Origin of the sequence: Curtobacterium sp. 24E2 (genome assembly GCF_016925595.1) — a bacterium.
GTDB lineage: Bacteria > Actinomycetota > Actinomycetes > Actinomycetales > Microbacteriaceae > Curtobacterium.
The window spans coordinates 2529459-2552549 of the sequence record NZ_CP068987.1; the positions used below are offsets into that span (position 1 = coordinate 2529459).

Genomic DNA, 23091 nt, shown 5'->3' on the forward strand with positions numbered 1-23091 from the left:
GTACTCCGGTCGGGGGCCGTGGAACCGGCCGTGCGCGGTGGTGACCGCGGGCGGCGGACCTGGACCGGGCCTCCTGGCCGACGCCGCGTAGTCTCACAGGCGTGGTGGTGAGCTCCGGACTGTTGCTGCACCGGACCGGTCCGGCCGGGCCGGAGGTCTTCGTCGCGCACATGGGCGGGCCGTTCTGGCGGAACCGCCCACGTGCCTGGTCGATCCCGAAGGGACTCGTCGAACCCGGCGAGGACCCGCTCGAGACTGCCATGCGCGAGTTCGGTGAGGAGATCGGGGTCCCCGCACCCGTGGCCGTCGACGACGTCACGGACCTGGGCGAGTTCCGGCAGGCCTCGGGCAAGCGCGTCCGGGTGTTCGCCGCCCCGGCCCCGGGGTTCGAGGTCGCCGTCGTGCGGAGCAACACCGTCCGGCTGGAACTGCCACGTGGCTCGGGTCGGTTCGTCGACGTGCCGGAGGTCGACGACGCCCGGTGGGTGCCGGTCGCCGAGGCGCGGGAGCTGCTCGTCGCAGGCCAGGTCGCCGCGGTGGACGCGCTGCTCGTGCTGCTCGACCGACCCGCCTGAATCACGATGTGGTGTCGGTGTGGACCGGGTCCGCGCCGTCTGGATAGCCTGCACGGACGTCGGGTCACGCCGACGTCATCACCAGGGAGTACACATGCGGCGCTGGCGCGCGGTCACGGCGGGGCTCACCGCCCTCGCACTCGGAGCAGGACTCGCGATCGGCGGCGCGACGAGCGCCTCGGCCGAACCCGCGGGCAACTGGGGCACGTTCACCCTCAGCGGGGCCTCGAAGGCGTACACGGGCACGATGACGTTGGCCGGGTTCCCCGCGACGACGTTCACCTCGAACTCGCGGCAGTCGACCGTGATCAGCGGGGCGTCGACGTGGCAGTCGGCGGGGACACCGGTCGGTGCGGTCTACGGCACGAGTCGTGGGCAGACGTACATGAACCAGCGTCCTCAGGCTGACCGTCCCAACGGCGACTCGGCGTCGACCACCACCTACACGTTCGACGGCGCGACGCCCGGCGCCGAGAGTTGGTCGTTCGTCCTCGGCGACATCGACGCCGACCAGGCGACGATCGAGGCGACGGTCGCCGGTGGCGGCGCGGCGACGGGGAGCAGCTTGGTTACGAGAGCTCCTACAACTCCTGCTCGGCTGCTCCGGCGGCCGGCGGCTGGTCGTGCACCCCCGACCCCGACGGCACCACCGGCAAGGACCAGCCGACCTGGGACGCCGCCACCCGCACCCTGACCGGCAACGCCGCCGCGTCGGACACCGCGGGCGCCTCGGCCTGGTTCACCCCGACCGTGTCGCTCACCAGCCTGACCATCACGTACCAGCAGCGCAGCGGGTTCCCCGTCTACCAGACCTGGTTCGCCAACCGCACCGCGGCCATCAGCGGTACCGCGACCCTCGACGGCACGCCGATCCCCGGTGCGACCGTCACCGTGACCGCGCCCCGGGGCACGAAGTACACGACGACCACCGACGCCGACGGCAACTACGTGTTCCCGCAGTTGCCGGTGATCGCGAACTACCGCGTCGAGATCACCGCGCCGGCGGGTGCTGACGGCCCGGAGCAGCCGCAGCGTGTGTCGCTCGCTGTCGAGGGCACCCCGGGCGGCGTCGACGGGGTCGTCGACTTCGCGTTCGACTCGCCGCCGGCCACCGCAGCGGTGATCGGCACGGTGACCGACGAGGACGGCAACCCCGTGTCGAACATCCCGGTCGTCATCACCGACCCCGACACCGGCGACACGCTGGTCGACACCACGACGAACAGCGACGGTGTGTACACCGGCTCCGACCTCCCGCAGGACACGGCCCTGGACGTCTCCGTCGCCGACGAGCCGCCGGTGTCGATCACCACCGGTGACGCCGGTGCAGCACCGGTCGAGCCCGAGCCGATCGTCGCCCCGCCCGCCGTCATCGCCACTGTGACCGGTGTCGTGTCCCTCGACGGGACGCCCGTGCCGGCCGGCGTGGTCGTCGAGCTCCTCGACGAGTCCGGCGCCGTGGTCGGCTCGGACACCACCGACGCCGACGGCCGCTACACCTTCGCCACGGTTGCGGGCACCTACACGGTCCGCACGGTGGTCCCCGCCGCGGGAGCGACCGGTGACACCGCGAACACCGGCATCGCCGCGGTCGCCGGCACCAGCGTGACGTCGAACCTGCCGTTCGATACCCCCGCCGCGCCCGAGGTCGTCACGACCGACCAGCCCGGCACCGTCGTGGACACGAACGGTGACCCGGTCGCCGGCGTGGACGTCGTCGCGACGCCGACCGACCCGGAGGCCGGCCCGCCGGTGACCGTGGCGACCGACGACGACGGCGCCTTCGACCTCGTCGACCTGCAGCCGACGACCGAGTACACGGTCACGGTCGACGTCGACGGGGCCACTCCGGTGACCGTGGTCACGCCCGAGGAAGGTGCTGCGACGCCGCTCGCCTTCGTGGTCGAGGCCTCCGTGACCCCGGCTCCGTCGCCGTCGCCCAGTGCGCCGACCACCTCGCCCACGGCGGTCCCGACCGTGCCGGCCGCCGGGGGATCGGGCAACGCGCCGGCGTCCGGTTCGGGTGACGTCGGCGACGGCGGGCCGCTGGCCTACACCGGTGCGGACCTGAAGCCCGGGCTGATCGCGGCCGGGGTGCTCGTGCTGCTCGGTGCGGCGCTGCTGACCTACCGCGCGGTGCGCAACCGTCGCCGGAGCCACCTGCAGGACTGATCGGTCACGACGAGGGGCGGGCCCGGCGCGATGCCGGCCCGCCCTTCGTCGTTGGTCTGCGCCGCCGTCCGCGACACGCAGCCGCCCCCGACACGCCGCCGCCCCGACGCCCCGCCCCCGACCGCGCTACTGCGTGCGGTGCGTGCGGTGCGAGCCCGTGACCGTCGCGACCGACCCCGTCAGGGTCTGGATCGCCCGACCGACGACGGGCACCGACGTGGTGACCACCGCGAGCGAGGACGTGATCGCCTCGATCGACGACGTCGACAGGTGCCCCTGCCCGACCGTGTGCACCGGGAATCCCCGGCGCGCCAGCACGACGACCCCGAGCGACCCGAGCAGCACGGCACCACCGGCGAACGGCAGGTACTGCAACCCGACGATCCCGAGGGCCTGGCCGCCGATGGCTGCGCCGCCGGCGATGCCGATGTTCGACGCACCGTTGATGAGCGCGCCGGCGATGTCGGGGGAGACGCCTCCGGAGCGGATCGCGGCAGCCATGAAGAGCGTGCCCGTCGTGCCGTTCGCGGCCATCCACACGCCGGCGACGACCATCGTGCCGACCAGGGAGCCGTGCACGAACGGCATCACGGCGAACGCGACGGCCATCACGGCGACGGCGGCGATGAGGGTCTGGCGGGGTGCCCGGTCGACGAACATGCCCGCGAGCCAGAGGCCGATCACCCCGGTGCCGCCCAGGACGAGCAGCGCACCGCTCACCATCGAGGCGTCGAGTCCGGCGTCGATCGCGTACGGCCCGACGTAGGTGTAGACGACGTAGTGCCCGGCGAACAGGAGCAGGTCGGCGATCACGACGGACAGCAGCCCGGTGCGCGCCCAGGCCTTCGGGGACCCGATGTGCGGCGACGAGGCACCGCTGACGGCGGGCAGGAACAGCAGCGCCACGGCGGCGAGCACGGCGGCGGCGACACCGATCGAGAACACGGCGGGGCGCCAGCCGATGTGCTGTGCGACCCAGGTGGCGACGGGCACGCCGAGCACGAACCCGAGCGAGCTGCCCGAGTACACGAACGCGATGGCGCGACCGGCCAGGCGCGGTGGCACGATCCGGGTGGCGTACGCCGAGGCGACCGAGAAGAACAGCGCGTGCGCGACGCCGCCGACGACCCGGCCGGCGCAGACGACCGCGAACGACGGCGCGAACGCGATCATGAGGTTCGACACCGTGTAGCCGACGAGCGTCGACACGAGCACGGCCTTGCGGGGGAGCTTCGCGGTGAAGGCGGTGAGCGGGAGCGCCAGGAGTGCCACGGCTCCCGCGTACACGGTGACGACGATGCCCATGGTGGCCTCGGAAACGCCGAGGTCGGCGCTCATCGTGCCGAGCAGCCCGACGGGCATGAGCTCGGTGGTGATGGCGAAGAACGTCGCCAGCCCGAGGACGGCGATGCCGACGATGGACTGGGGGTGACGGTGATCGGCCGCGTGTTCGTCGACACGGCCGAGGTGGTGGTGTTGGTGGACACGCTGCTGACCTCCTCCGGGGCACGGGCGAGCGCGCGACGGTGCCGTTCGGGGGAACGACGATGACCGGGAGGTCTGCGGGGCGCGCTCGCTGTGGATGTGGGTGATGTGGGTACGACTCCACGGCGAGTGCGCTCATCCAGTGTTGCACGATGGACCGCAGCCCGCGAGGGGGTCAGAGGAGATTCTCGGAGCGCTCCAACAAACAGCGCGTCCAACAGCCCGCGCGCTCAGTTCTCGTTCGTCACCCGCCCCTGCACGCCGCCACCCCGCAGCGCGATCGTCAACGTCCCGCTCATCGACTGCGCCGACATCGACACCGAGCCGTGCAGCGCCGCCTCGCGCGGGAAGCACGCCGTCGACGACTCGATCCGGTTCGCCGTCGCCACCAGGCAGATCGTCGACCGGTCCGTGCCCACCCCGGCCCACACGGCCCACGGCGTGTCGAACGACCCGCCGTCCAGCGCCCGGTTCGTGAACACGAGCCGCGTGGAGTGCAGGCTCACGGGGGCCTCCACCGGCCCCGGCAGCTGGTCGGCGTAGGTCTGCGGCACGTCGAGCAGCTGCTCGAGCGTGACCGTCCCCGCCGTCGGTGTGACGCTCGGTGCCGCCGCGACGTCGCCGCGGACGGGCCCGACGACGGTGCCGGCCGCGAACGCCACGCCGACCGCCGCTGCCGCGCCGAGCGCGATCCAGATCCGTGGCCGCTCCGTCCAGAGCAGTGTGCGCCACCGGGACCGTCGCGTCGGTCCGACCGGGAGGCCCGGCTCACCCCCGTCGTCGTCACCCGCGTCGTCGGGGCGGTCGGGTCCTCGGGCCTCGGTCGCCGCCCACGGTCCGGCCGACGTTCGCAGGGAGGGATCCGGTTGCAGTGACGGCTGCGGTTCGGCGGCAGCCGCCGCATGCTGCGGCACCGACCGCTCCGGTGAGGGCACGGACAGTGGAGCCGTCAGTTCCGGCGACGGGTGGGGCGGTGGAGCCGACCGCTCGGGGGACGCGACCTGCCCGCTGGCCGGGGCCGTGCCTCCCGGCCGCCCGTCGGGCCCCGTGTCGGAGGCGACTCCCGCGACCGCTCGCCGAGCACCCGACCGCCGCCCGCTCGCCAGGTCCTGCAGCGCGATCCGGGCGCGCGCCGCGTCGGCGGGGCTCGATGCCGCTCCCCAGGCGACGGCCTCGAGCCGTGCCCGTTCCGCTGCCACGTCGTCGTGGGCCATGCGCACTCCCGATCTGCCGGTCGCGTGGACTCCCTTCATCGTGGCACTGACGGGGCGGCGGCGTGCTCCCAGAACGAGGGGAGTAGGCGTGACGCATGAGCACCGAACCCGAACCGCGGCACGACGCCGACCCGGAGACCCTCGAGCCGCTGAGCCACGACACCCAGTCCGGCGAGGCCGACTACGTGGCGACGAGCCCCGGCGGGACCGGCACGGAACGCCACGTGCCGACCGCCGACGAGGAACAGGGTCGCGGCACCGAGTACGACCCGGTCGACCAGGGGCCGCAGCAGGAGGGCCAGGGCGGCTGACGCCGGGCCTGCCCCCACGTGCACGTCGCTACCGGATCACCCGGCGCAGCACGGCACGCTCGCCGGCCGTCCACGCGGCGCTGGTCACGACGTACAGCGCGGCGGCGAGTGGTGCGATCGCGGCGAACACGACGGTGATGAACGGTGCGAACCGTCCGATCGCGGCGGTCGCTGCCGCACCGGGCACCTGTGCGCCCGGCTCCGGCGTCGGCATCGGGTTCCAGCGCAGGTTGGCGCGACGGCTGAGCTCCACGATGACGGCGAGCACGGCCAGCAGCAGGACGACGACCCAGGCGTGCACCCAGAGCGGGGACGTCAGCGTGACGACGAGCGAGTACCCGAGCGGGACGCCGACCAGGGTGGCTTCGAGCAGGGCGTTGACCGTGCCGCCGATCGATGCGTGCGTGAACAGGGCGTAGACGAGGGACAGCACCGGTGCCTGCGCGAGGACGGGTAGACAGCCGGCCAGGGGTGAGACCTTCTCGTTCGTGTAGAGCTGCTGGACGGCGCGCTGCAGCTGCTCGGCGTTCTTCCCGTGGCGCTTCCGCAGGGCGGCGAGCTGCGGCGCGAGCCGGCGTCGGTCGCGCTCCGCTCGCACCTGCAGGACGGACAGCGGCACGAGCACGGCCCGGACGGCCAGGGTGAGCAGCACGACGGCGATCGCCGCGGCGAACGAGCCCGTGGTGGGGGAGAGCGCCGCGGTCAGGGCGACGACGAGGTCCGCGCCGCCGTGCAGCAGCGGGCCGACGAGGGGCAGGGTGGACAGGTCCATGACGGTTCCGATCGGTGGTGGTTCGCAGGAGGGTCGCGAGGGCCCGGCCACCGGTCGGTGGTCAGGCCGGGGCGACGACTCCCGGAGCACGCGATCGGACGTGCCCGTCGGCATCGGGGTGGCTCCACGCGATGCGGGTGACCAGGTCCGGTACCGCCGCGTGTTCGACACCCGTCGACCGCAGCCCGAGGACCGCTGCCAGCACCGTGGCGATGACCTGCGCGACGACGACCGCCAGGGCGACGGCCGTCAGACCGAGCGCGGCCACTGCCAGCAGCGGCAGGACGCCGGCCGCGGGGTCGCCCGCGGTGGGCGCGCCGAGCACGAGCGCAGCGGCGGCACGGAGGATGAGCAGGGCGACGGTCATGGTCGGTTCAGCGTAACGCCCGCGTGCCGCCACGGACAGGACGGCAGCGCGGGAGAGGATCGCCGCATGACCGCAGGTTCGCCGAGCACCCCAGCGACCGTCGCGCTCGACCGAGCCGGGGTGTCGTACACGCCGCACGTGTACGACCACCACGAGAGCGCCACGAACTTCGGCGAAGAGGCCGCCGCCGCCCTGGGGCTCCGCGAGGAGCAGGTCTTCAAGACCCTGGTCGTCTCGGTCGACGGCGCACTGGCGGTGGCGATCGTGCCGGTGGCGAACCGGCTCGACCTCAAGGCCATCGCGGCGGCGGTCGGCGGCAAGAAGGCGACGCTGGCCGATCCGGCGCTCGCCGAGAAGCGCACCGGGTACGTCGTCGGTGGCATCAGCCCGGTCGGCCAGAAGTCCCGGATCCAGACCGTGCTCGACGAGTCGGCCCTCGGGTACGACAGCATCTTCGTGTCCGGCGGGCGCCGCGGCTTCGACATCGAGGTGGCTCCGGCCGACCTCGCCCGGGTCACCGACGCCATCTCGGCAGCGATCGCGCGGACCTGAGTCGAGTCGCCGCAAGTTTCTCCCACCACCGGGAATGACCCCGGCACTCCTGCGTTGCATTGAGTCGAAGGCACTCAAGTTCCCCAGGAGGTCCCTTTGCCAGAGACGTTCGGCCCGACCGGCGGCAGTGACTCGTTCGACGAGTTCCTCGCCCGCCTCCTCGCGGCGCAGAACACCGGTGACCCGCAGCGCCCCCGCGCGTTCGGCCGACCGGTGGACATCACGCGGCTCCTCAGCCGCCGTACCCACGAGCTGCTCCAGCACACCGCCGAGTACGCGGTGTCGCAGGGGCAGCACGAGCTCGACGCGCTGCACCTGCTGCACGTGCTCGTCCGCACCGAGCCGTTCGACGCCGTCGTCCGTTCCGCCGGGGTCGACCCCGAGCGCCTCGCCGCCGAGATCGAACAGCGCCTGCCGATGGCCCGCGAGCCGCAGCCCGAGCAGACCGGCCGCCCGGCCCTGACCGGCACGGCGCAGCGCATCCTCGTCGAGGCCACCCAGGCCGCGCGGGGCTTCGGCAGCACCTACACCGACCCCGAGCACGTCTTCTTCGCGCTCGTGACCGACCAGGAGACCGTCACCGGGCAGCTGCTCGCCAGCGCCGGTGTCACCCTGCAGGCCATGCAGGACTACGCCCAGCAAGCCGCGGCAGCAGCACGAGAGGGGCGCCCCATGCCAGGAACCGGTGCAACGACCGGAACGGACGAGTCCGGTGCCGTCAGCGACACCCCGACCCTCGACCAGTTCGGCACCGACCTCACCGCGCGTGCCCGTGACGGCCGCATCGACCCCGTCATCGGGCGTGCCGACGAGATCGAGCAGGCCGTCGAGATCCTGCTCCGCCGCACCAAGAACAACCCCGTCCTGATCGGCGAGCCCGGCGTCGGCAAGACCGCCATCGTCGAGGGACTCGCCCAGCGCATCGTCGACGGCGACGTCCCGTCCCTGCTGCAGGGCAAGCGCGTCGTCGCACTCGACCTGCCCGGCATGCTCGCCGGCACCCGGTACCGCGGCGACTTCGAGGAGCGCCTGACGAAGGCCATGGACGAGATCGCGGCGCACGCCGACGAGCTCATCGTCTTCGTCGACGAGCTCCACACCGTCGTCGGCGCCGGTGGTGGCGGTGAGGGCGGCTCGATGGACGCCGGCAACATCCTCAAGCCCCGGCTCGCCCGCGGCGACCTGCACCTGGTCGGTGCGACCACCCTGAACGAGTACCGCCGGATCGAGAAGGACGCAGCGCTCGAGCGTCGGTTCCAGCCGGTCACGGTCGGGGAGCCGAGCGTCGAGGACGCCGTCGCGATCCTGACCGGCCTCGCACCCCGGTACGAGGAGCACCACGGCGTCGTCTACACGCCGGAGTCGCTCCGCGCCGCCGTCGAGCTCTCGCACCGGTACGTCACCGACCGGCACCTGCCGGACAAGGCCATCGACCTCATCGACCAGGCCGGCGCGCGCCGCCGGCTCGCCCGCTCGGGTGCCGTCGACGTCGAGGCCCTGCGCGACCAGGTCGCCGAGCTGCTGGCCGAGAAGGACCGCGCGGTCGCCGAGGAGCTGTACGAAGAGGCGTCGCGCCTGCGCGACGAGACGGTCGGACTGGAGGCCCGGATCGCCGCCGCCACGTCGGCGGACGCTCCCCGCGCTCCCCACCGGCACGGCCGCGACGCCGCTGACGCGTCGCCGCGGGACCGGCGGCGTGGGCCCACCCGTCCGGAATCCGTGGGCACCTCGATCACGGAACGCGACATCGCGGGTGTGGTGTCGCGTGCCACCGGCATCCCGGCGACGCGCCTGACCCAGGGCGACCGCTCGCGGCTCGCCGTGCTCGAGCAGGAACTGCACGAGCGTGTCGTCGGACAGGACGACGCCGTCGCGGCGATCGCGAAGGCCGTCCGCCGCAGCCGGACCGGCATGGGCGACCAGCGTCGTCCGGTCGGCAGCTTCCTGTTCCTCGGCCCGACCGGCGTCGGCAAGACCGAACTGGCGAAGGCCCTGTCGTCGTCGCTGTTCGGTGACGAGTCCGCCATGCTCCGCTTCGACATGAGCGAGTTCGGCGAGCGGCACACCGTCTCGCGGCTGGTCGGTGCTCCTCCCGGGTACGTCGGCTACGACGAGGCCGGGCAGCTCACCGAACGCGTGCGCCGGAACCCGTACTCGGTGATCCTGCTCGACGAGGTCGAGAAGGCCCACCCCGACGTGTTCAACCTGCTGCTCCAGGTGCTGGACGACGGGCGGCTGACCGACGGCCAGGGGCGCACGGTGGACTTCCGGAACACCGTCGTGATCATGACGTCGAACATCGGCTCGGAGTTCCTGGCCTCGCGGTCCGGCGCCCTCGGCTTCGCACCCGTGGGTTCCACTGACGGGTACGGCGAGGACGACCTGCGGGCCCGCGTGATGGGCAAGCTGCGCGAGGCCATGCGGCCGGAGTTCATCAACCGCATCGACGAGATCGTGCTCTTCCGCAAGCTCGACCGGTCGCAGATCACGTCGATCGTGTCGTTGCTGCTGCAGGACACGGCGCTCCGGCTCGTCGCGCAGGACATGGTGCTCTCCGTGTCCGACGCCGCGGTCGACTGGCTCGCCGAGCACGGGTACGAGCCCGAGTACGGTGCCCGTCCGCTCCGCCGGCTCATCCAGCGCGAGGTCGACGACCGCATCGCGACGCTCGTGGTCGACGGTGGCGTGACCGCCGGGGACACCGTGCGGATCGACGTCGTGGACGACGTGCTGACGGCAGCGGTGGCGGAACCCGCGACGCTGTAGCAGCCGTTCGACCACGAGGGCCCGGTACCGATTCGGTACCGGGCCTTCGTCGCGCCCGGGTACGGTGCGGGTGGCACTGTGGATGCTGCCGCGCACCGCGCACGGTGCGTGCTCCGTCACTCGGTGCGAGGTTGCCCGCCCCGTGCGCGCCTGCAACCCCGCACCGTGCGCGCAGGCTGCCACCAGTCCGCCAACGTCGCACCGTGCTCACCCTGTTCGGGAATGCAATTCCGGAGAAATCGAAGAAAGGGGTTGCGCTGTGAATTGCGGTGCCGATAGTGTTCACTCGTCGCGAACCGCTGGACTCCAGCCGGGGGCGACTCCGACAGCACGAGACCGAAAGGGGGCCGACCATGATGATCACCGCAACCACTCCGTTCCGTGGAATCCGTGGACGCGTCGGCACCCCGTTCCGCGTCCGCTGACCCGGAGCGTTCCGCCTTCTGCCGACATCTGTGTCTTCCGATCCTCGTCTCGTGACGAGTCCGTCGCCTGACACCTCGCGCTGAGCCGTTCTGGCTCGCGTCGAACCGGCTCCGTCGATCGCCGATCGGTCCCGACCCGTGTGCTCCGCGCACGCGATCGGACTGCGTCGATCGTCGCCGGAGAATGTCGGGGGTCGGTGCAACGCTCTCGGTACCGGAAGTCATTCAGTACCGCGTCGTCGGACATTCCTCCGGTGACCGCGGAATGCATTCTCACGCATTCATTTTGTCCTGCCCGTGTGCCGGGCAACTCCGTCATGCCCTGAAAGGGATCACCGTGTCATCGAAGACCGCCACCCGTCCTCCCGATACCCGCGCGGCGCGCCACCGGGTCTCCCTCACCGACCGCGTCGCGCTGCGCATCGGCATGTCGCTCATCATCTGGAGCCGGCGGACCCGCCGGGTCCACCCGGTGATCGACCACGGAACACGCCTGCAGCTCGACCGCGAGCGGCAGCAGCGCGAGAACGACCTGCTCCTGCAGGCCGCACTCATGCGCGCCTGGCGCTGAGCCGGATCGGACACCCGACCGCCGCACCGTGCGACCGTCGCCGTCCCGTGCCCGCTTGGTGGCTCGGTGCGGGGGACAGCCCCGCACCGAGCCACCGTCGGCGCACCGGCCGACGCAACCCGCACCGTGCGCCGTACCGACGACCCAGCACGGCGCGACCGACCCCGCACCGTGCGCCGACGTGTCGGACGCACCCCGGGCCTCCCGTACCGTTGGCGGGTGACCGAAACCGCAGCTGCACTCGTCGAACGCCTGACCGCCGTCGTCCCGGACTTCCCGAAGCCGGGGGTGCTGTTCCGTGACGTGACGCCGGTGTTCTCGGACGCCGTGGCGTTCGGCCGCGTGTGCGAGGCACTCGCCGCGCCCTTCGCGGTCGGTGCCGGGTTCGACGCCGTCGCCGGCATCGAGGCACGGGGCTTCGCCCTCGCCGGCGGGATCGCCGCGCAGCACCAGGTGGGCGTGCTCACGGTGCGCAAGGCCGGCAAGCTGCCGGGCGAGGTCCTCAGCGAGCAGTACGCACTCGAGTACGGCGAGGCCGAGCTCGAGCTCCGTCCGGGCCAGCTCCCCGCGGGCACCCGGGTCCTCGTCGTCGACGACGTCCTCGCCACCGGTGGGACCGGCGCCGCCACCATCACGCTGCTCGAACGCGCGGGCTACCAGGCGGTCGGGTTCGCCGCGCTGCTCGAGCTCGACGGGCTGAACGGACGCGAGCGTCTCGAGCCGCGCCTGCCCGTCACCACGCTCGGCGCCGTGCCCGCCTGAACCCCACGCGCGCACTAGTCTTGACGCACCATTTCGATCGAGGAGTCCCATCATCGTGACCGAGTCAGTCGCCGCAGCGCCGGAGAGCGCCGAGCCCGCAGCCGTGCCCCAGGCACCCGAGCCCCGCACCGCGACGACGACCACGACGGGCACCGAGCTCTTCGACGGTGAGCGCGGCGTCGTCGCGATCCGTGTCGACGGTGTCCTCAAGGACCTCGCTGCCGACGTCGCCGCCGGCGAGACCGCCGAGGCCGTCACCCTGCAGGAGCAGGACGGGCTCGACATCCTCCGCCACTCGGCCGCGCACGTGCTCGCGCAGGCCGTGCAGCAGATCAACCCCGAGGCCAAGCTCGGCATCGGGCCGCCCGTCACCGACGGCTTCTACTACGACTTCGACGTCGCCGAGCCCTTCACCCCCGAGGACCTCAAGGCGATCGAGAAGGGCATGGACCGCATCGTCAAGCAGGCCCAGCGCTTCCGCCGCGTGGTCGTCTCGGACGAGCAGGCGCGCGAGCTGATGGCGGGGGAGCCGTACAAGCAGGAGCTCATCGGGCTCAAGGGTGCTGCGACCGACGGTGACTCCGGCGAGAGCGTCGAGGTCGGCGCCGGCGAGCTCACCGTGTACGAGAACGTCGACCCGAAGTCGGGCGAGGTGCTCTGGCAGGACCTCTGCCGGGGCCCGCACGTGCCGCACACCCGCTGGATCGGCAACGCCGCGAAGCTCATGCGCGTCGCCGCCGCCTACTGGCGCGGCTCCGAGAAGAACCCGCAGCTGCAGCGCATCTACGGCACCGCCTGGCCCGACAAGGACCAGCTCAAGGCGTACCTGGTGCGCCTCGAAGAGGCCGCCAAGCGCGACCACCGCAAGCTCGGTGCCGAACTCGACCTGTTCTCGTTCCCCGACGAGATCGGGTCCGGTCTGGCGATCTTCCACCCGAAGGGCGGCATCATCCGCCGCGAGATGGAGGACTACTCGCGCCGTCGGCACGAGGAGAACGGCTACTCGTTCGTCTACACGCCGCACATCACCAAGGGCGACCTGTTCGAGACCTCCGGGCACCTCGGCTGGTACAAGGACGGCATGTTCCCGGCCATGCACATGGACGAGGCGAAGGACGAGGACGGCAACGTCACGCGTCAGGGAGCCGACTACTACCTCAAGCCGATGAACTGCCCGATGCACATCCTGGCGTACCGGTCGCAGCCGCGTTCGTACCGCGATCTGCCGCTCCGGATGTTCGAGTTCGGCACGGTCTACCGCAACGAGAAGTCCGGCGTCATCCACGGCCTCACCCGGGTCCGTGGCATGACCCAGGACGACGCGCACATCTTCACCACGCAGGAGAAGATGAAGGAGGAGCTGACCACGACGCTCGAGTTCGTGCTCTCGCTGCTGCGCGACTACGGCCTCGACGACTTCTACCTCGAGCTCTCGACGAAGGACCCGGAGAAGTACGTCGGCGACGACGAGGTCTGGGACGTCGCGACGAACACCCTGCGCGAGGTCGCCGAGGAGTCCGGCCTCGAGCTCGTGCCCGACCCCGCCGGAGCCGCCTTCTACGGCCCGAAGATCTCGGTGCAGGCCCGCGACGCCATCGGCCGCACGTGGCAGATGTCGACCGTGCAGCTCGACTTCAACCTGCCCGAGCGCTTCGGCATCGACTACACCGCGGCCGACGGCTCCCGCCAGCGCCCGGTGATGATCCACCGCGCGCTGTTCGGCTCGATCGAGCGGTTCTTCGGCGTGCTGACCGAGCACTACGCCGGAGCGTTCCCGGCCTGGCTGTCCCCGGTGCAGGTCGTCGGCATCCCCGTCGCGGCCGAGTACGGCGACTACCTCGACGAGGTCATCGCGAAGCTCCGGTCGCACGGCGTCCGCGCAGAGGTCGACCACTCGGACGACCGCATGCAGAAGAAGATCCGCACGCACACCAAGGCGAAGGTGCCGTTCCAGCTCATCGCGGGCGGCGACGACCGCGACGCCGGTGCGGTGTCGTTCCGCTTCCGTGACGGGCGCCAGGACAACGCCGTGCCCGTGGACGAAGCGGTCGACCGCATCCTGACGGCGATCCGCGAGCGCGCGCAGGTCTGATGACGGACGAGCAGGACCCGCTGGTCATCCGGGACGCCGCCACCGGTGCGGCCGTCCCGGATGCCTTCCAGCGCCTGTGGAACCCGCACCGGATGGCGTACATCGACGCCGGACGCGAGGGCACGGGCCGCGGGCACGCAGACGACTGCCCGTTCTGCGAGGCACCGCGGAAGTCCGACGAGGACGCACTCATCGTCGCCCGGGGTGAGCACGCCTACGTGCTGCTCAACCTGTTCCCGTACAACAACGGACACCTGCTGGTCTGTCCGTACCGCCACGTGCCGCTGTACGACGAGGCCACGCCGGACGAGCTCCGCGAGATGGGCGAGCTGACCCAGACCGCGATGCGGGTCCTGCGCACCGTGTCGCACTGCGACGGCTTCAACATCGGTATGAACCAGGGCGAGGTCGCAGGGGCCGGCATCGCCGCGCACCTGCACCAGCACATCGTGCCGCGGTGGCAGTCCGACGCGAACTTCTTCCCGATCATCGCGCGGACGAAGTCGATGTCCCAGATGCTCGGGGACACCCGCCGACTGGTCGCCGAGGGCTGGCCCGCAGCGGACTAGACTGATCGGCATCATGAGCGACAGCACCAGCACCTCCGGCACCCCTGGCACCTCGATCACCGGCTCCGACCGCGTCAAGCGCGGCCTCGCCGAGATGCTCAAGGGCGGCGTCATCATGGACGTCGTCGACGCCGAGCAGGCCCGCATCGCGGAAGAAGCCGGCGCGACCGCGGTCATGGCCCTCGAGCGCGTCCCCGCCGACATCCGCGCACAGGGCGGCGTCGCCCGCATGTCCGACCCGTCGATGATCGAGGAGATCATCGCCGCCGTGTCGATCCCGGTCATGGCGAAGGCCCGCATCGGCCACTTCGTCGAGGCGCAGGTGCTGCAGGAGCTCGGCGTCGACTACATCGACGAGTCCGAGGTGCTCTCGCCCGCCGACTACGTCAACCACATCGACAAGTGGAACTTCACCACGCCGTTCGTCTGCGGTGCCACCGAGCTGGGCGAGGCGCTCCGTCGCATCACCGAGGGCGCTGCGATGATCCGTTCCAAGGGCGAGGCCGGCACGGGTGACGTGTCCGAGGCCACGAAGCACATCCGCACGATCAACAAGGAGATCGCGGCGCTGCGCCACCTCAAGGAAGACGAGCTCTACGTCGCCGCCAAGGAACTGCAGGCGCCGTTCGAGATCGTGCGCGAGGTCGCCCGCACCGGCAAGCTCCCCGTCGTGCTCTTCACCGCCGGTGGCGTCGCCACCCCGGCCGACGCCGCGATGATGATGCAGCTCGGCGCGGACGGCGTGTTCGTCGGCTCCGGCATCTTCAAGTCCGGCGACCCGGCGAAGCGTGCCGCGGCGATCGTCAAGGCCGTCACGTTCCACGACGACCCCAAGGTCATCGCCGAGGTCTCGCGTGGTCTGGGCGAGGCGATGGTCGGCATCAACGTCGCCGACGTGCCCGCACCGCACCGCCTCGCCGAGCGTGGCTGGTAGCACGACGAGCAGCGCTCGGCCCCGCATCGGGGTCCTGGCGTTGCAGGGTGACTTCCGCGAGCACATCGCCTCGTTGACGGAGCTCGGCGCCGACGTGGTGCCGCTCCGTCGCCCCGAGGAGATCGTTGCGCTCGACGGCGTCGTGATCCCCGGCGGGGAGTCGAGCGTGATGGACAAGCTGTCCCGGGCGTTCGGCGTCGCCGAGCCCTCGCCGCTGCCATCCACGGCGGCCTGCCGACGTACGGCACGTGCGCCGGCATGATCATGCTGTCGTCGCGGATCACCGACGGCATCAGCGGCCAGCAGACCCTCGACGTGCTCGACACCACGGTGCGACGGAACGCGTTCGGCAGCCAGAACGACTCGTTCGAGGTCGACGTCCCGATGCCCGAGCTCGGTGACGACCCGGTGCACGCGGTCTTCATCCGCGCCCCGGTGGTCGAGCAACACGGCCCCGGCGTCCAGGTCCTCGGCGCGCTGGCGGACGGGCAGGTCGTCGCGGTGCAGCAGGACAACGTGCTCGCGAGTGCGTTCCACCCCGAGGTCGCCGGCGAGGACCGCTTCCACCGCCGCTTCCTCGCCATGGTGCGCAGCGCCTGACGCGTGCCGCGGGCCCTGGGCCCGGCCGTCTGCGCGCCGGTACCGGCGGGGCGGGGCGGCGCCGGGCCTCCCGGCTGGGTAAACTGACCCCGACTTTCCGCAAGACGCAAGGAGAACCGTGTCCGGGCATTCCAAGTGGGCGACGACCAAGCACAAGAAGGCCGTCATCGACGGCCGCCGTGCCAAGTCCTTCGCCAAGCTCATCAAGAACATCGAGGTCGCCGCGAAGATGGGCGGTGCCGACCTGTCGGGCAACCCGACACTCGTCGACGCGATCCAGAAGGCCAAGAAGACCTCGGTCCCGAACGACAACATCGACCGCGCCGTCAAGCGCGGTGCCGGCCTGACCGGTGAGTCGATCGAGTACACGACGATCATGTACGAGGGCTACGCCCCGAACGGCGTCGCGATGCTGATCGAGTGCCTCACCGACAACAAGAACCGCGCAGCGGCCGAGGTCCGGACGGCGATGTCCCGCAACGGTGGCACCATGGCCGACCCGGGCAGCGTCGCCTACAACTTCTCGCGCAAGGGCGTCATCTCGGTCACGAAGACCGACGGCCTCGACGAGGACACCGTCATGACCGCCGTGCTCGACGCCGGTGTCGAGGACGTCATCGACCAGGGCGGCGGCTTCGAGATCATCACCGAGGCGAGCGACCTCGTCGCGGCCCGCACCGCGCTGCAGGACGCCGGCATCGACTACGACTCGGCCGACGCCGAGTTCGTCCCCGGCCTCAAGGTGCCGGTGGACGCCGAGACCGCCCGCAAGGTCTTCCGCCTGATCGACGCGCTCGAGGACAGCGACGACGTGCAGAACGTCTACGCCAACTTCGACGTGCCGGCGGACGTCCAGGCCGAGCTCGACGAGGACGAGGGCGAGTAGCCGTGCTCCGTGTGCTCGGGGTGGACCCCGGGCTCACCCGGTGCGGCGTCGGCGTCGTCGAGGTCGCACCGAACCGGCGCGCACGGCTCGTCCACGTGACGGTCGTGCGCACCCCGGCGGACATGCCGCTCGAACAGCGGCTGCTCCGCATCGCCGACGGCATCGCCGCCGAGATCGACGAGCACCACCCGGACGCGGTCGCCGTCGAGCGTGTGTTCGCCCAGGCGAACGTCCGCACCGTGATGGGCACCGCCCAGGCGGCCGGGCTCGCGCTGCACGCCGCGGCGGCCCGCGGGCTGCCCGTCGGCCTGCACACGCCGTCCGAGGTCAAGGCGGCCGTCACCGGCTACGGCAACGCCGACAAGCGCCAGGTCCAGACGATGATCGCGCGTGTGCTCGGTCTCGCCGAGGCCCCGAAGCCGGCCGACGCCGCCGATGCGCTCGCGCTGGCCGTGTGCCACGCCTGGAGGCTCGGATCACCTGACGTCGCCGGCGAACGTGCCACGAACCTCACCCCGGCACAACGCGCGTGGCGCGACGCACAGGGCGGCACCGTCGACTCCCCGCTCGCCCGGGCGGCCGCTGCCGCAGCCCGACCGCGTGGCTCGTCGGCCGCGTCGGTGGGCGGCCGTAGGCTCGGGGCATGATCGCGAGTCTCCGGGGTACCTGCATCGACATCGCCGGTTCCGGCGTGGTGATCGAGGCCGGGGGAATCGGGTACGCCGTCACCGTGACCCCGGCCCACGCACTGACGATGCGCCACGGGTCCGAGGTGTTCGTCCGCACCGCGATGATCGTGCGCGAAGACGAGCACCTGCTCTTCGGCTTCGAGTCGACCGACGCCCTCCAGGTGTTCGACCTGCTGCGCAGCGTCACGGGTGTCGGGCCCAAGTCCGCGATGGGCGTCCTGGCCCACATGGACCCGTCGCAGGTCGCGAACGCCGTCGCGAAGGACGACGACGGCGCCTTCCGCAAGGTCTCCGGCATCGGCCCGAAGACCGCGAAGCTCATCATCCTCGCGCTCACCGGCAAGCTCGCGGCGTTCGAGCAGGCCGCCGTCGTCACCGCTGGTCGTGGCACTGCTGCCCACCCGGCTGCGACCGACGTCGTCTCCGCACTGATCGGCCTCGGCTGGCGCGAGGACGCAGCACAGACCGCCGTCGACGAGACCGTCGCGAACGAGCCAGGGGCCGCAGCCATGGGCACGCAGGCGCTGCTCCGCGCCGCGCTCGGTGCGCTCCGGCCCGCCGGTGCCGGTCGATGAGCGGCATCACGTCAGCCGGAGCCGAGTCGCAGGAAGAACTCGCGTTCGAAGGTGCACTCCGGCCGCGGTCGCTCGACGAGTTCGTCGGCCAGCGCAAGGTGCGCGGGCAGCTCGACCTGCTGCTCAAGGCGGCGGGCATGCAGGACCGCACCCCGGACCACATCCTGATGGCCGGTCCTCCCGGCCTCGGCAAGACCACGCTCGCGATGATCGTCGCGCACGAGACCGGGCGTCCGTTGCGGATGTCGAGCGGTCCGGCGATCCAGCACGCGGGCGACCTGGCTGCCGTCCTGTCCTCGCTCGTGCCGGGCGAGGTCCTGTTCATCGACGAGATCCACCGGATGGCGCGCTCGGCAGAGGAGATGCTCTACCTGGCGATGGAGGACTTCCGGATCGACGTCATGGTCGGCAAGGGCGCCGGCGCGACGAGCATCCCGCTCGACCTCGCACCGTTCACCCTGGTCGGTGCCACCACCCGCGCCGGCCTGCTGCCGAACCCGCTCCGTGACCGCTTCGGCTTCACCGCGCACCTCGAGTTCTACGAGAAGGACGAGCTCGAACAGGTCCTGATCCGCGCCGCGCACCTGCTCGAGCTCGACATCGACCGATCGGCCCTGCGCGAGATCGCCGGGCGTTCCCGGGGCACCCCGCGCATCGCGAACCGGCTGCTCCGCCGGGTCCGCGACTACGCCCTCGTGCACCGCACCACCGACGGCATGGCGGCCGTCCAGGGTGCGCTCGACCTGTACGACGTGGACGAACTCGGCCTCGACCGCCTCGACCGCGCCGTGGTCGAGATCATGCTGACCCGCTTCGACGGCGGACCGGTGGGGCTGAACACCCTCGCGGTCTCGGTCGGAGAAGAGTCCGAGACCATCGAGTCGGTCGTCGAACCGTTTCTCGTCCGGGTCGGTCTGGTCACGCGCACCCCGCGCGGCCGCATCGCGACCCCGGTCGCGTGGCGGCACCTCGGCCTCACCCCGGGCAGGGCGTCGGGCCGCTCCCGGGTCTGTTCGACGACACCGACACCACCGACTAGCGGCCGATCGGTCGGGTGACATGCCACGCACAGTGGCGTGCCCTAGACTGCTACGGCCCGAAACCGAGCAACCAGAGAAGGCAACTGCATCATGGGTCAAGAAGTCATCCTCATCGTCATCGTCGTGGCGTTCGCGGCCTTCATGTTCTACAACAGCCGCAAGCGCAAGAAGCAGCAGGGCGAGCCTCGCCACCAAGATGGTGCCGGGTGCTCGCGTGATGCTGTCCTTCGGCCTGTACGGCACGCTCCTCTCCGTCGACGACGAGAAGGTCACCGCCGACGTCGAGATCGCACCGGGCACCGTCGTCACGGTGCACCGCCAGACCCTGTCGCGCGTCGTCGACGACAGCGCGTCGGACATCGAGACCACCGCGACGCCGGAGGACGAGGCCAAGCCCGTCGCCGAACTCAACGGGGAGCCGGTCTACGGCGAGCGGGTCGACAACGACCGCCTCGACGAGACCGACTCGAAGCGCAAGTCCGACGACTGACGCCCTCGGCCGCCGGGTCGTCTGACCCGGCGGCTTCCCGCTGCCGTCGTGCCTGAACGCCGACGGTCCTGAACAGAAAGACGAGACGACCGGTGGCACGATCGACACCCGTCAAGAAGGCGCTGCGCTCGCTCACCTGGTTGGTGATCCTGATGGCGATCCTCGCCGGCCTGAACACCGCCGCGTCGATCCTCGCCGGCAGCTCGAAGGACGACACGGACAAGTGGTACCAGGGCGCGAGCTGGGTCCCCGAGCTCGCACTGGACCTGCAGGGTGGCACGCAGCTGACCCTGGCGGCGCAGAACACCGAGGGCGGGTCGGTGACCAAGCAGCAACTCGACCAGGCGGTGGAGATCATCCGCCAGCGCATCAACGCCACCGGCGTCTCCGAGACCGAGATCAACACGCAGGGTGCGAACAACATCGTCGTGTCGATCCCCGGTCGGCCCGACAAGGCCACGATCGACCGCATCGAGGCAGCCGCCAAGCTGACCTTCCGCCCGGTGCTCTTCACCGAGGCCGCGACGAACTCCGCCGTCGGTGACGACGGCAAGTCCACCGCCTCGCCGACGCCCTACTCGCCGCCGGCCTCGCTCGCGGCGACGCCCAGCGCGAAGCCGACGAACGCCAGCGACGTCAACTGGATCACCCCGGCGCTGCAGGACCTGTACACCAACTACAACTGCGCGGCTCCGGACGACGTGACCACGGCGCCGGACGACGAGCCCCTCGTCACGTGTGACGCCGACGGTGCGTCGAAGTACATCCTCGGCCCGGTCGAGGTCTCCGGTGCGAACATCAGCAACGCCACCTCGGGTCTCGCCACCGACTCGCAGGGCACGTCGACGGGCCAGTGGGCCGTCAACCTGACCTTCGACGGCCAGGGCACGAAGGACTTCCGCACCGTCACGAACCGCCTCGTCTCGCTGCAGGCGCCGCAGAACCAGTTCGCGATCGTGCTGGACGGCTCGGTCATCACGGCCCCGTCCACGAACTCCGCCATCACCAACGGCAAGGCGCAGATCACCGGCTCGTTCACGGCCGAGTCGTCGAAGACGCTCGCCGACCAGCTCAAGTACGGTGCGCTGCCGATCAACTTCCAGGTGCAGTCGAACGAGAACATCTCGGCGACGCTCGGCACCGCGCAGCTCATCGGTGGTCTCGTCGCGGGTCTGATCGGCCTCGGCCTGGTGATCATCTACTCCGTCATCCAGTACCGGGCGCTCGCGTTCGTGACGGTGCTCTCACTCGGGGTCGCAGCGGTCCTGACCTACCTGGTCATCGCGATCATGTCGTGGCGGGTCGACTACCGCCTGTCGTTGGCGGGTGTGGCGGGCCTGATCGTCGCGATCGGCATCACAGCGGACTCGTTCATCGTCTACTTCGAACGCATCCGTGACGAACTCCGCGACGGTCGTGCCCTCGAGAGTGCGGTCGAGTCCGGCTGGAAGCGCGCACTCCGCACGATCCTGGCGTCCGACGCGGTGAACTTCCTCGCCGCCGTCACCCTGTACGTGCTCGCGGTCGCCGACGTGAAGGGCTTCGCGTTCACGCTGCTCCTCACGACGTTGATCGACATCGTGGTGGTCGCGCTGTTCACGCACCCGATGATGCAGCTCATCTCCCGCAGCCGGTTCTTCGGCGACGGGCACAGGTTCAGCGGGCTCGACCCGGCGGCGCTCGGTGCGGTCTACAAGGGGCGTGCACAGTTCCGCGCCCCCGTGGTGGACGGCAAGCGCCAGCGCAGTGCCGGTGAGGCGCAGCGCCGACAGACGATCGCGGAGCGGAAGGCCCAGCAGGCCTCCGGCGACAACGGCTCGACGCCGGACGGGAAGGACGACTGATGGCCAGCTTCAGCCAGTTCGGCAGCGACCTCTACACGGGGAAGCGGTCGTACGACATCATCGGACGACGCAAGACCTGGTACCTCATCGCGCTCGTCATGATCGTGATCTCGCTCGCCACCCCGTGGCTGCGCGGCGGGTACCAGCTCGGCATCGAGTTCACCGGTGGTTCCGAGTTCACCCTGTCGGACGTCGAGAACACCGATCAGAGCATCGCGACGGACACCGTCGAGCGGGTCGTCTCGGACGAGATCCCGCGTGTCTCCCAGCTCGGTACGCACGGCATCCGGGTGCAGACCGGCCAGCTCACCGACCGGCAGACGACCGAGGTGCAGGACGCCTTGGCGAAGGCGTACGACGTGCCGGAGAGCCAGGTCGCTGCGACGTTCATCGGCGCCACGTGGGGTGCCGACGTGCTCGCCCAGGCGATCCGCGGTCTGGTGATCTTCCTCGCCCTGGCCGCCGTGTTCATGACGCTGTACTTCCGGACCTGGAAGATGTCGCTCTCCGCGATGGCCGCGCTGCTGCACGACCTGTTGATCACGGCCGGTGTCTACGGCATCGTCGGGCTCGAGGTCACGCCCGCGGCGGTGATCGGCTTCCTGACGATCCTCGGGTACTCGCTCTACGACACCGTGGTGGTGTTCGACAAGGTGCGTGAGAACACCGCGCAGGAGTCGATCCGCACGTTCAAGCAGTCGGTGAACCTCGCGGTGAACCAGACGCTCGTCCGGTCGATCAACACCTCGGTCGTGGCGCTGCTGCCGGTCGCGGCGATCCTGTTCATCGGGTCGTACGTGCTCGGTGCGGGCACGCTCCGTGACATCTCGCTCGCACTGTTCATCGGCATCATCGTCGGCACCTACTCGACGATCTTCATCGCCTCGCCGATGTACGCGCACCTGCGCGAGAACGAGCCGAAGATCAAGCAGGCCGACGCCAAGAAGACCCAGGCGGCCGAGAAGCGCCAGCGCGAGGTCGACGCCGACGCCGACGCGAAGGCGACCGCCTGATGCCGATCGAGATCACCGAGGTCGACGTCGCCGAGGCGCGTCGTCGGCTGGAGTCGGGGTCGCGGCTGTTCGACGTCCGTGAGCAGGGGAGTGGGACGAGGTCCACGCTCCCGAGGCCACGCTCGTGCCGATGTCCGAGCTGGTGAACCGCTGGCAGGAGATCGACGGCGGCGACGAGCCGGCGATCATCGTGTGCCACTCGGGTGCCCGTTCGGCCCGGGTGGTCGCGGCCCTCGAACAGTCCGGTGTCTCCGCGGTCAACCTGACCGGCGGCATGGTCGCCTGGGAGCAGTCCGGCGCCCCGGTGGTCCGCGACGCCCAGGGCGAACCGGGTCACGAGCACTGACCGGACGCGCGTAGTGTTGGCGGATCGAGCTCGGATCGAGC

22 protein-coding genes and 2 pseudogenes are annotated in these 23091 nt (G+C 71.0%); 20 read left to right on the forward strand and 4 right to left on the reverse strand.

The features are described 5' to 3' along the window. Positions 1 to 101 precede the first annotated feature (101 nt). On the forward strand, positions 102 to 575 hold the full coding sequence (locus tag JN350_RS12505) for an NUDIX domain-containing protein (RefSeq protein ID WP_240347306.1): 474 nt from the start codon (positions 102 to 104) through the stop codon (positions 573 to 575). Positions 576 to 1052: 477 nt separating this feature from the next. Next, a complete protein-coding gene (locus JN350_RS12510) occupies positions 1053 to 2747 on the forward strand; it encodes a carboxypeptidase regulatory-like domain-containing protein (RefSeq protein WP_205462419.1) in 1695 nt (564 codons plus the stop codon). A 126-nt stretch (positions 2748 to 2873) separates the two neighbouring features. Here JN350_RS12510 and JN350_RS12515 read toward each other — a convergent pair whose 3' ends face one another. Continuing rightward, entirely contained in the window at positions 2874 to 4166 is a 1293-nt protein-coding gene (locus JN350_RS12515) for an MFS transporter (RefSeq protein WP_461964435.1), read from the reverse strand. Between the two features lie 9 nt (positions 4167 to 4175). Between JN350_RS12515 and JN350_RS20230 the strand changes: the two genes are divergently transcribed. After that, on the forward strand, positions 4176 to 4298 hold the full coding sequence (locus tag JN350_RS20230) for a hypothetical protein (RefSeq protein WP_275897982.1): 123 nt from the start codon (positions 4176 to 4178) through the stop codon (positions 4296 to 4298). A 164-nt stretch (positions 4299 to 4462) separates the two neighbouring features. Here the strand turns inward: JN350_RS20230 and JN350_RS12520 are convergent, their stop codons facing one another. Beyond that, a complete protein-coding gene (locus tag JN350_RS12520; protein WP_205462421.1) occupies positions 4463 to 5446 on the reverse strand; it encodes a hypothetical protein in 984 nt (327 codons plus the stop codon). Positions 5447 to 5541: 95 nt separating this feature from the next. On the opposite strand from JN350_RS12520, the gene JN350_RS12525 reads away from it, so the two are divergent. Further along, positions 5542 to 5757 (forward strand): hypothetical protein, encoded by a 216-nt coding sequence (locus tag JN350_RS12525; protein WP_111084054.1) that lies wholly within the window; start codon positions 5542 to 5544, stop codon positions 5755 to 5757. Positions 5758 to 5785: 28 nt separating this feature from the next. On the opposite strand, the gene JN350_RS12530 is transcribed toward JN350_RS12525, so the two are convergent. Together JN350_RS12530 and JN350_RS12535 are read right to left on the reverse strand one after the other, a co-directional pair. Further along, positions 5786 to 6529: a YidC/Oxa1 family membrane protein insertase gene (locus tag JN350_RS12530; protein ID WP_205462422.1), complete on the reverse strand. Its 744-nt coding sequence runs from the start codon at positions 6527 to 6529 to the stop codon at positions 5786 to 5788. Positions 6530 to 6590: 61 nt separating this feature from the next. Then, positions 6591 to 6896 carry a DUF6412 domain-containing protein gene (locus tag JN350_RS12535; RefSeq protein WP_205462423.1) on the reverse strand — a complete coding sequence of 102 codons (306 nt, stop codon included), beginning with the start codon at positions 6894 to 6896 and terminating at the stop codon, positions 6591 to 6593. Between the two features lie 66 nt (positions 6897 to 6962). Here JN350_RS12535 and ybaK point away from each other — a divergent pair, with 66 nt between their 5' ends. From ybaK to JN350_RS12615, 16 genes and pseudogenes are all read left to right on the forward strand, one after another. Beyond that, positions 6963 to 7448, forward strand: coding sequence for a Cys-tRNA(Pro) deacylase (gene ybaK / locus JN350_RS12540; RefSeq protein ID WP_205462424.1), 486 nt, complete (start codon positions 6963 to 6965; stop codon positions 7446 to 7448). A gap of 96 nt (positions 7449 to 7544) precedes the next feature. Continuing rightward, complete coding sequence (locus tag JN350_RS12545) at positions 7545 to 10214, forward strand: ATP-dependent Clp protease ATP-binding subunit (RefSeq protein ID WP_205462425.1); 2670 nt, start codon at positions 7545 to 7547, stop codon at positions 10212 to 10214. A 762-nt stretch (positions 10215 to 10976) separates the two neighbouring features. Then, entirely contained in the window at positions 10977 to 11210 is a 234-nt protein-coding gene (locus JN350_RS12550) for a hypothetical protein (protein WP_205462426.1), read from the forward strand. 219 nt (positions 11211 to 11429) lie between these two features. Continuing rightward, entirely contained in the window at positions 11430 to 11972 is a 543-nt protein-coding gene (locus tag JN350_RS12555) for an adenine phosphoribosyltransferase (RefSeq protein ID WP_123292807.1), read from the forward strand. Between the two features lie 103 nt (positions 11973 to 12075). Further along, on the forward strand, positions 12076 to 14064 hold the full coding sequence (gene thrS / locus JN350_RS12560) for a threonine--tRNA ligase (protein WP_205464453.1): 1989 nt from the start codon (positions 12076 to 12078) through the stop codon (positions 14062 to 14064). Continuing rightward, positions 14064 to 14633 carry an HIT family protein gene (locus JN350_RS12565; RefSeq protein ID WP_123292808.1) on the forward strand — a complete coding sequence of 190 codons (570 nt, stop codon included), beginning with the start codon at positions 14064 to 14066 and terminating at the stop codon, positions 14631 to 14633. The genes thrS and JN350_RS12565 overlap by 1 nt, the downstream gene beginning before the upstream one ends. A gap of 13 nt (positions 14634 to 14646) precedes the next feature. Then, positions 14647 to 15567 (forward strand): pyridoxal 5'-phosphate synthase lyase subunit PdxS, encoded by a 921-nt coding sequence (gene pdxS, locus JN350_RS12570; RefSeq protein ID WP_111084046.1) that lies wholly within the window; start codon positions 14647 to 14649, stop codon positions 15565 to 15567. Further along, positions 15557 to 16167 (forward strand): annotated as a pseudogene (gene pdxT / locus JN350_RS12575) (pyridoxal 5'-phosphate synthase glutaminase subunit PdxT). The gene pdxS and the pseudogene pdxT overlap by 11 nt, the downstream one beginning before the upstream one ends. 118 nt (positions 16168 to 16285) lie before the next feature. After that, positions 16286 to 17053 (forward strand): YebC/PmpR family DNA-binding transcriptional regulator, encoded by a 768-nt coding sequence (locus JN350_RS12580; protein ID WP_111084044.1) that lies wholly within the window; start codon positions 16286 to 16288, stop codon positions 17051 to 17053. 2 nt (positions 17054 to 17055) lie between these two features. After that, positions 17056 to 17700 (forward strand): crossover junction endodeoxyribonuclease RuvC, encoded by a 645-nt coding sequence (gene ruvC, locus JN350_RS12585; RefSeq protein ID WP_111084043.1) that lies wholly within the window; start codon positions 17056 to 17058, stop codon positions 17698 to 17700. Further along, positions 17697 to 18317 carry a Holliday junction branch migration protein RuvA gene (gene ruvA / locus JN350_RS12590; protein ID WP_205462427.1) on the forward strand — a complete coding sequence of 207 codons (621 nt, stop codon included), beginning with the start codon at positions 17697 to 17699 and terminating at the stop codon, positions 18315 to 18317. Before ruvC ends, ruvA begins: the two co-directional genes overlap by 4 nt. Continuing rightward, positions 18314 to 19375, forward strand: a complete 1062-nt coding sequence (gene ruvB, locus JN350_RS12595) for a Holliday junction branch migration DNA helicase RuvB (RefSeq protein ID WP_205462428.1) — start codon at positions 18314 to 18316, stop codon at positions 19373 to 19375. Before ruvA ends, ruvB begins: the two co-directional genes overlap by 4 nt. 199 nt (positions 19376 to 19574) lie before the next feature. Beyond that, positions 19575 to 19847, forward strand: coding sequence for a hypothetical protein (locus JN350_RS12600; protein WP_461964437.1), 273 nt, complete (start codon positions 19575 to 19577; stop codon positions 19845 to 19847). A 92-nt stretch (positions 19848 to 19939) separates the two neighbouring features. Further along, on the forward strand, positions 19940 to 21691 hold the full coding sequence (secD, locus tag JN350_RS12605) for a protein translocase subunit SecD (protein ID WP_205462429.1): 1752 nt from the start codon (positions 19940 to 19942) through the stop codon (positions 21689 to 21691). Then, positions 21691 to 22704 (forward strand): protein translocase subunit SecF, encoded by a 1014-nt coding sequence (gene secF / locus JN350_RS12610; protein ID WP_205462430.1) that lies wholly within the window; start codon positions 21691 to 21693, stop codon positions 22702 to 22704. Before secD ends, secF begins: the two co-directional genes overlap by 1 nt. Before the next feature lie 100 nt (positions 22705 to 22804). Next, positions 22805 to 23050, forward strand: a pseudogene (locus tag JN350_RS12615) (rhodanese-like domain-containing protein); the annotation flags it as partial. Between the last annotated feature and the right edge of the window lie 41 nt (positions 23051 to 23091).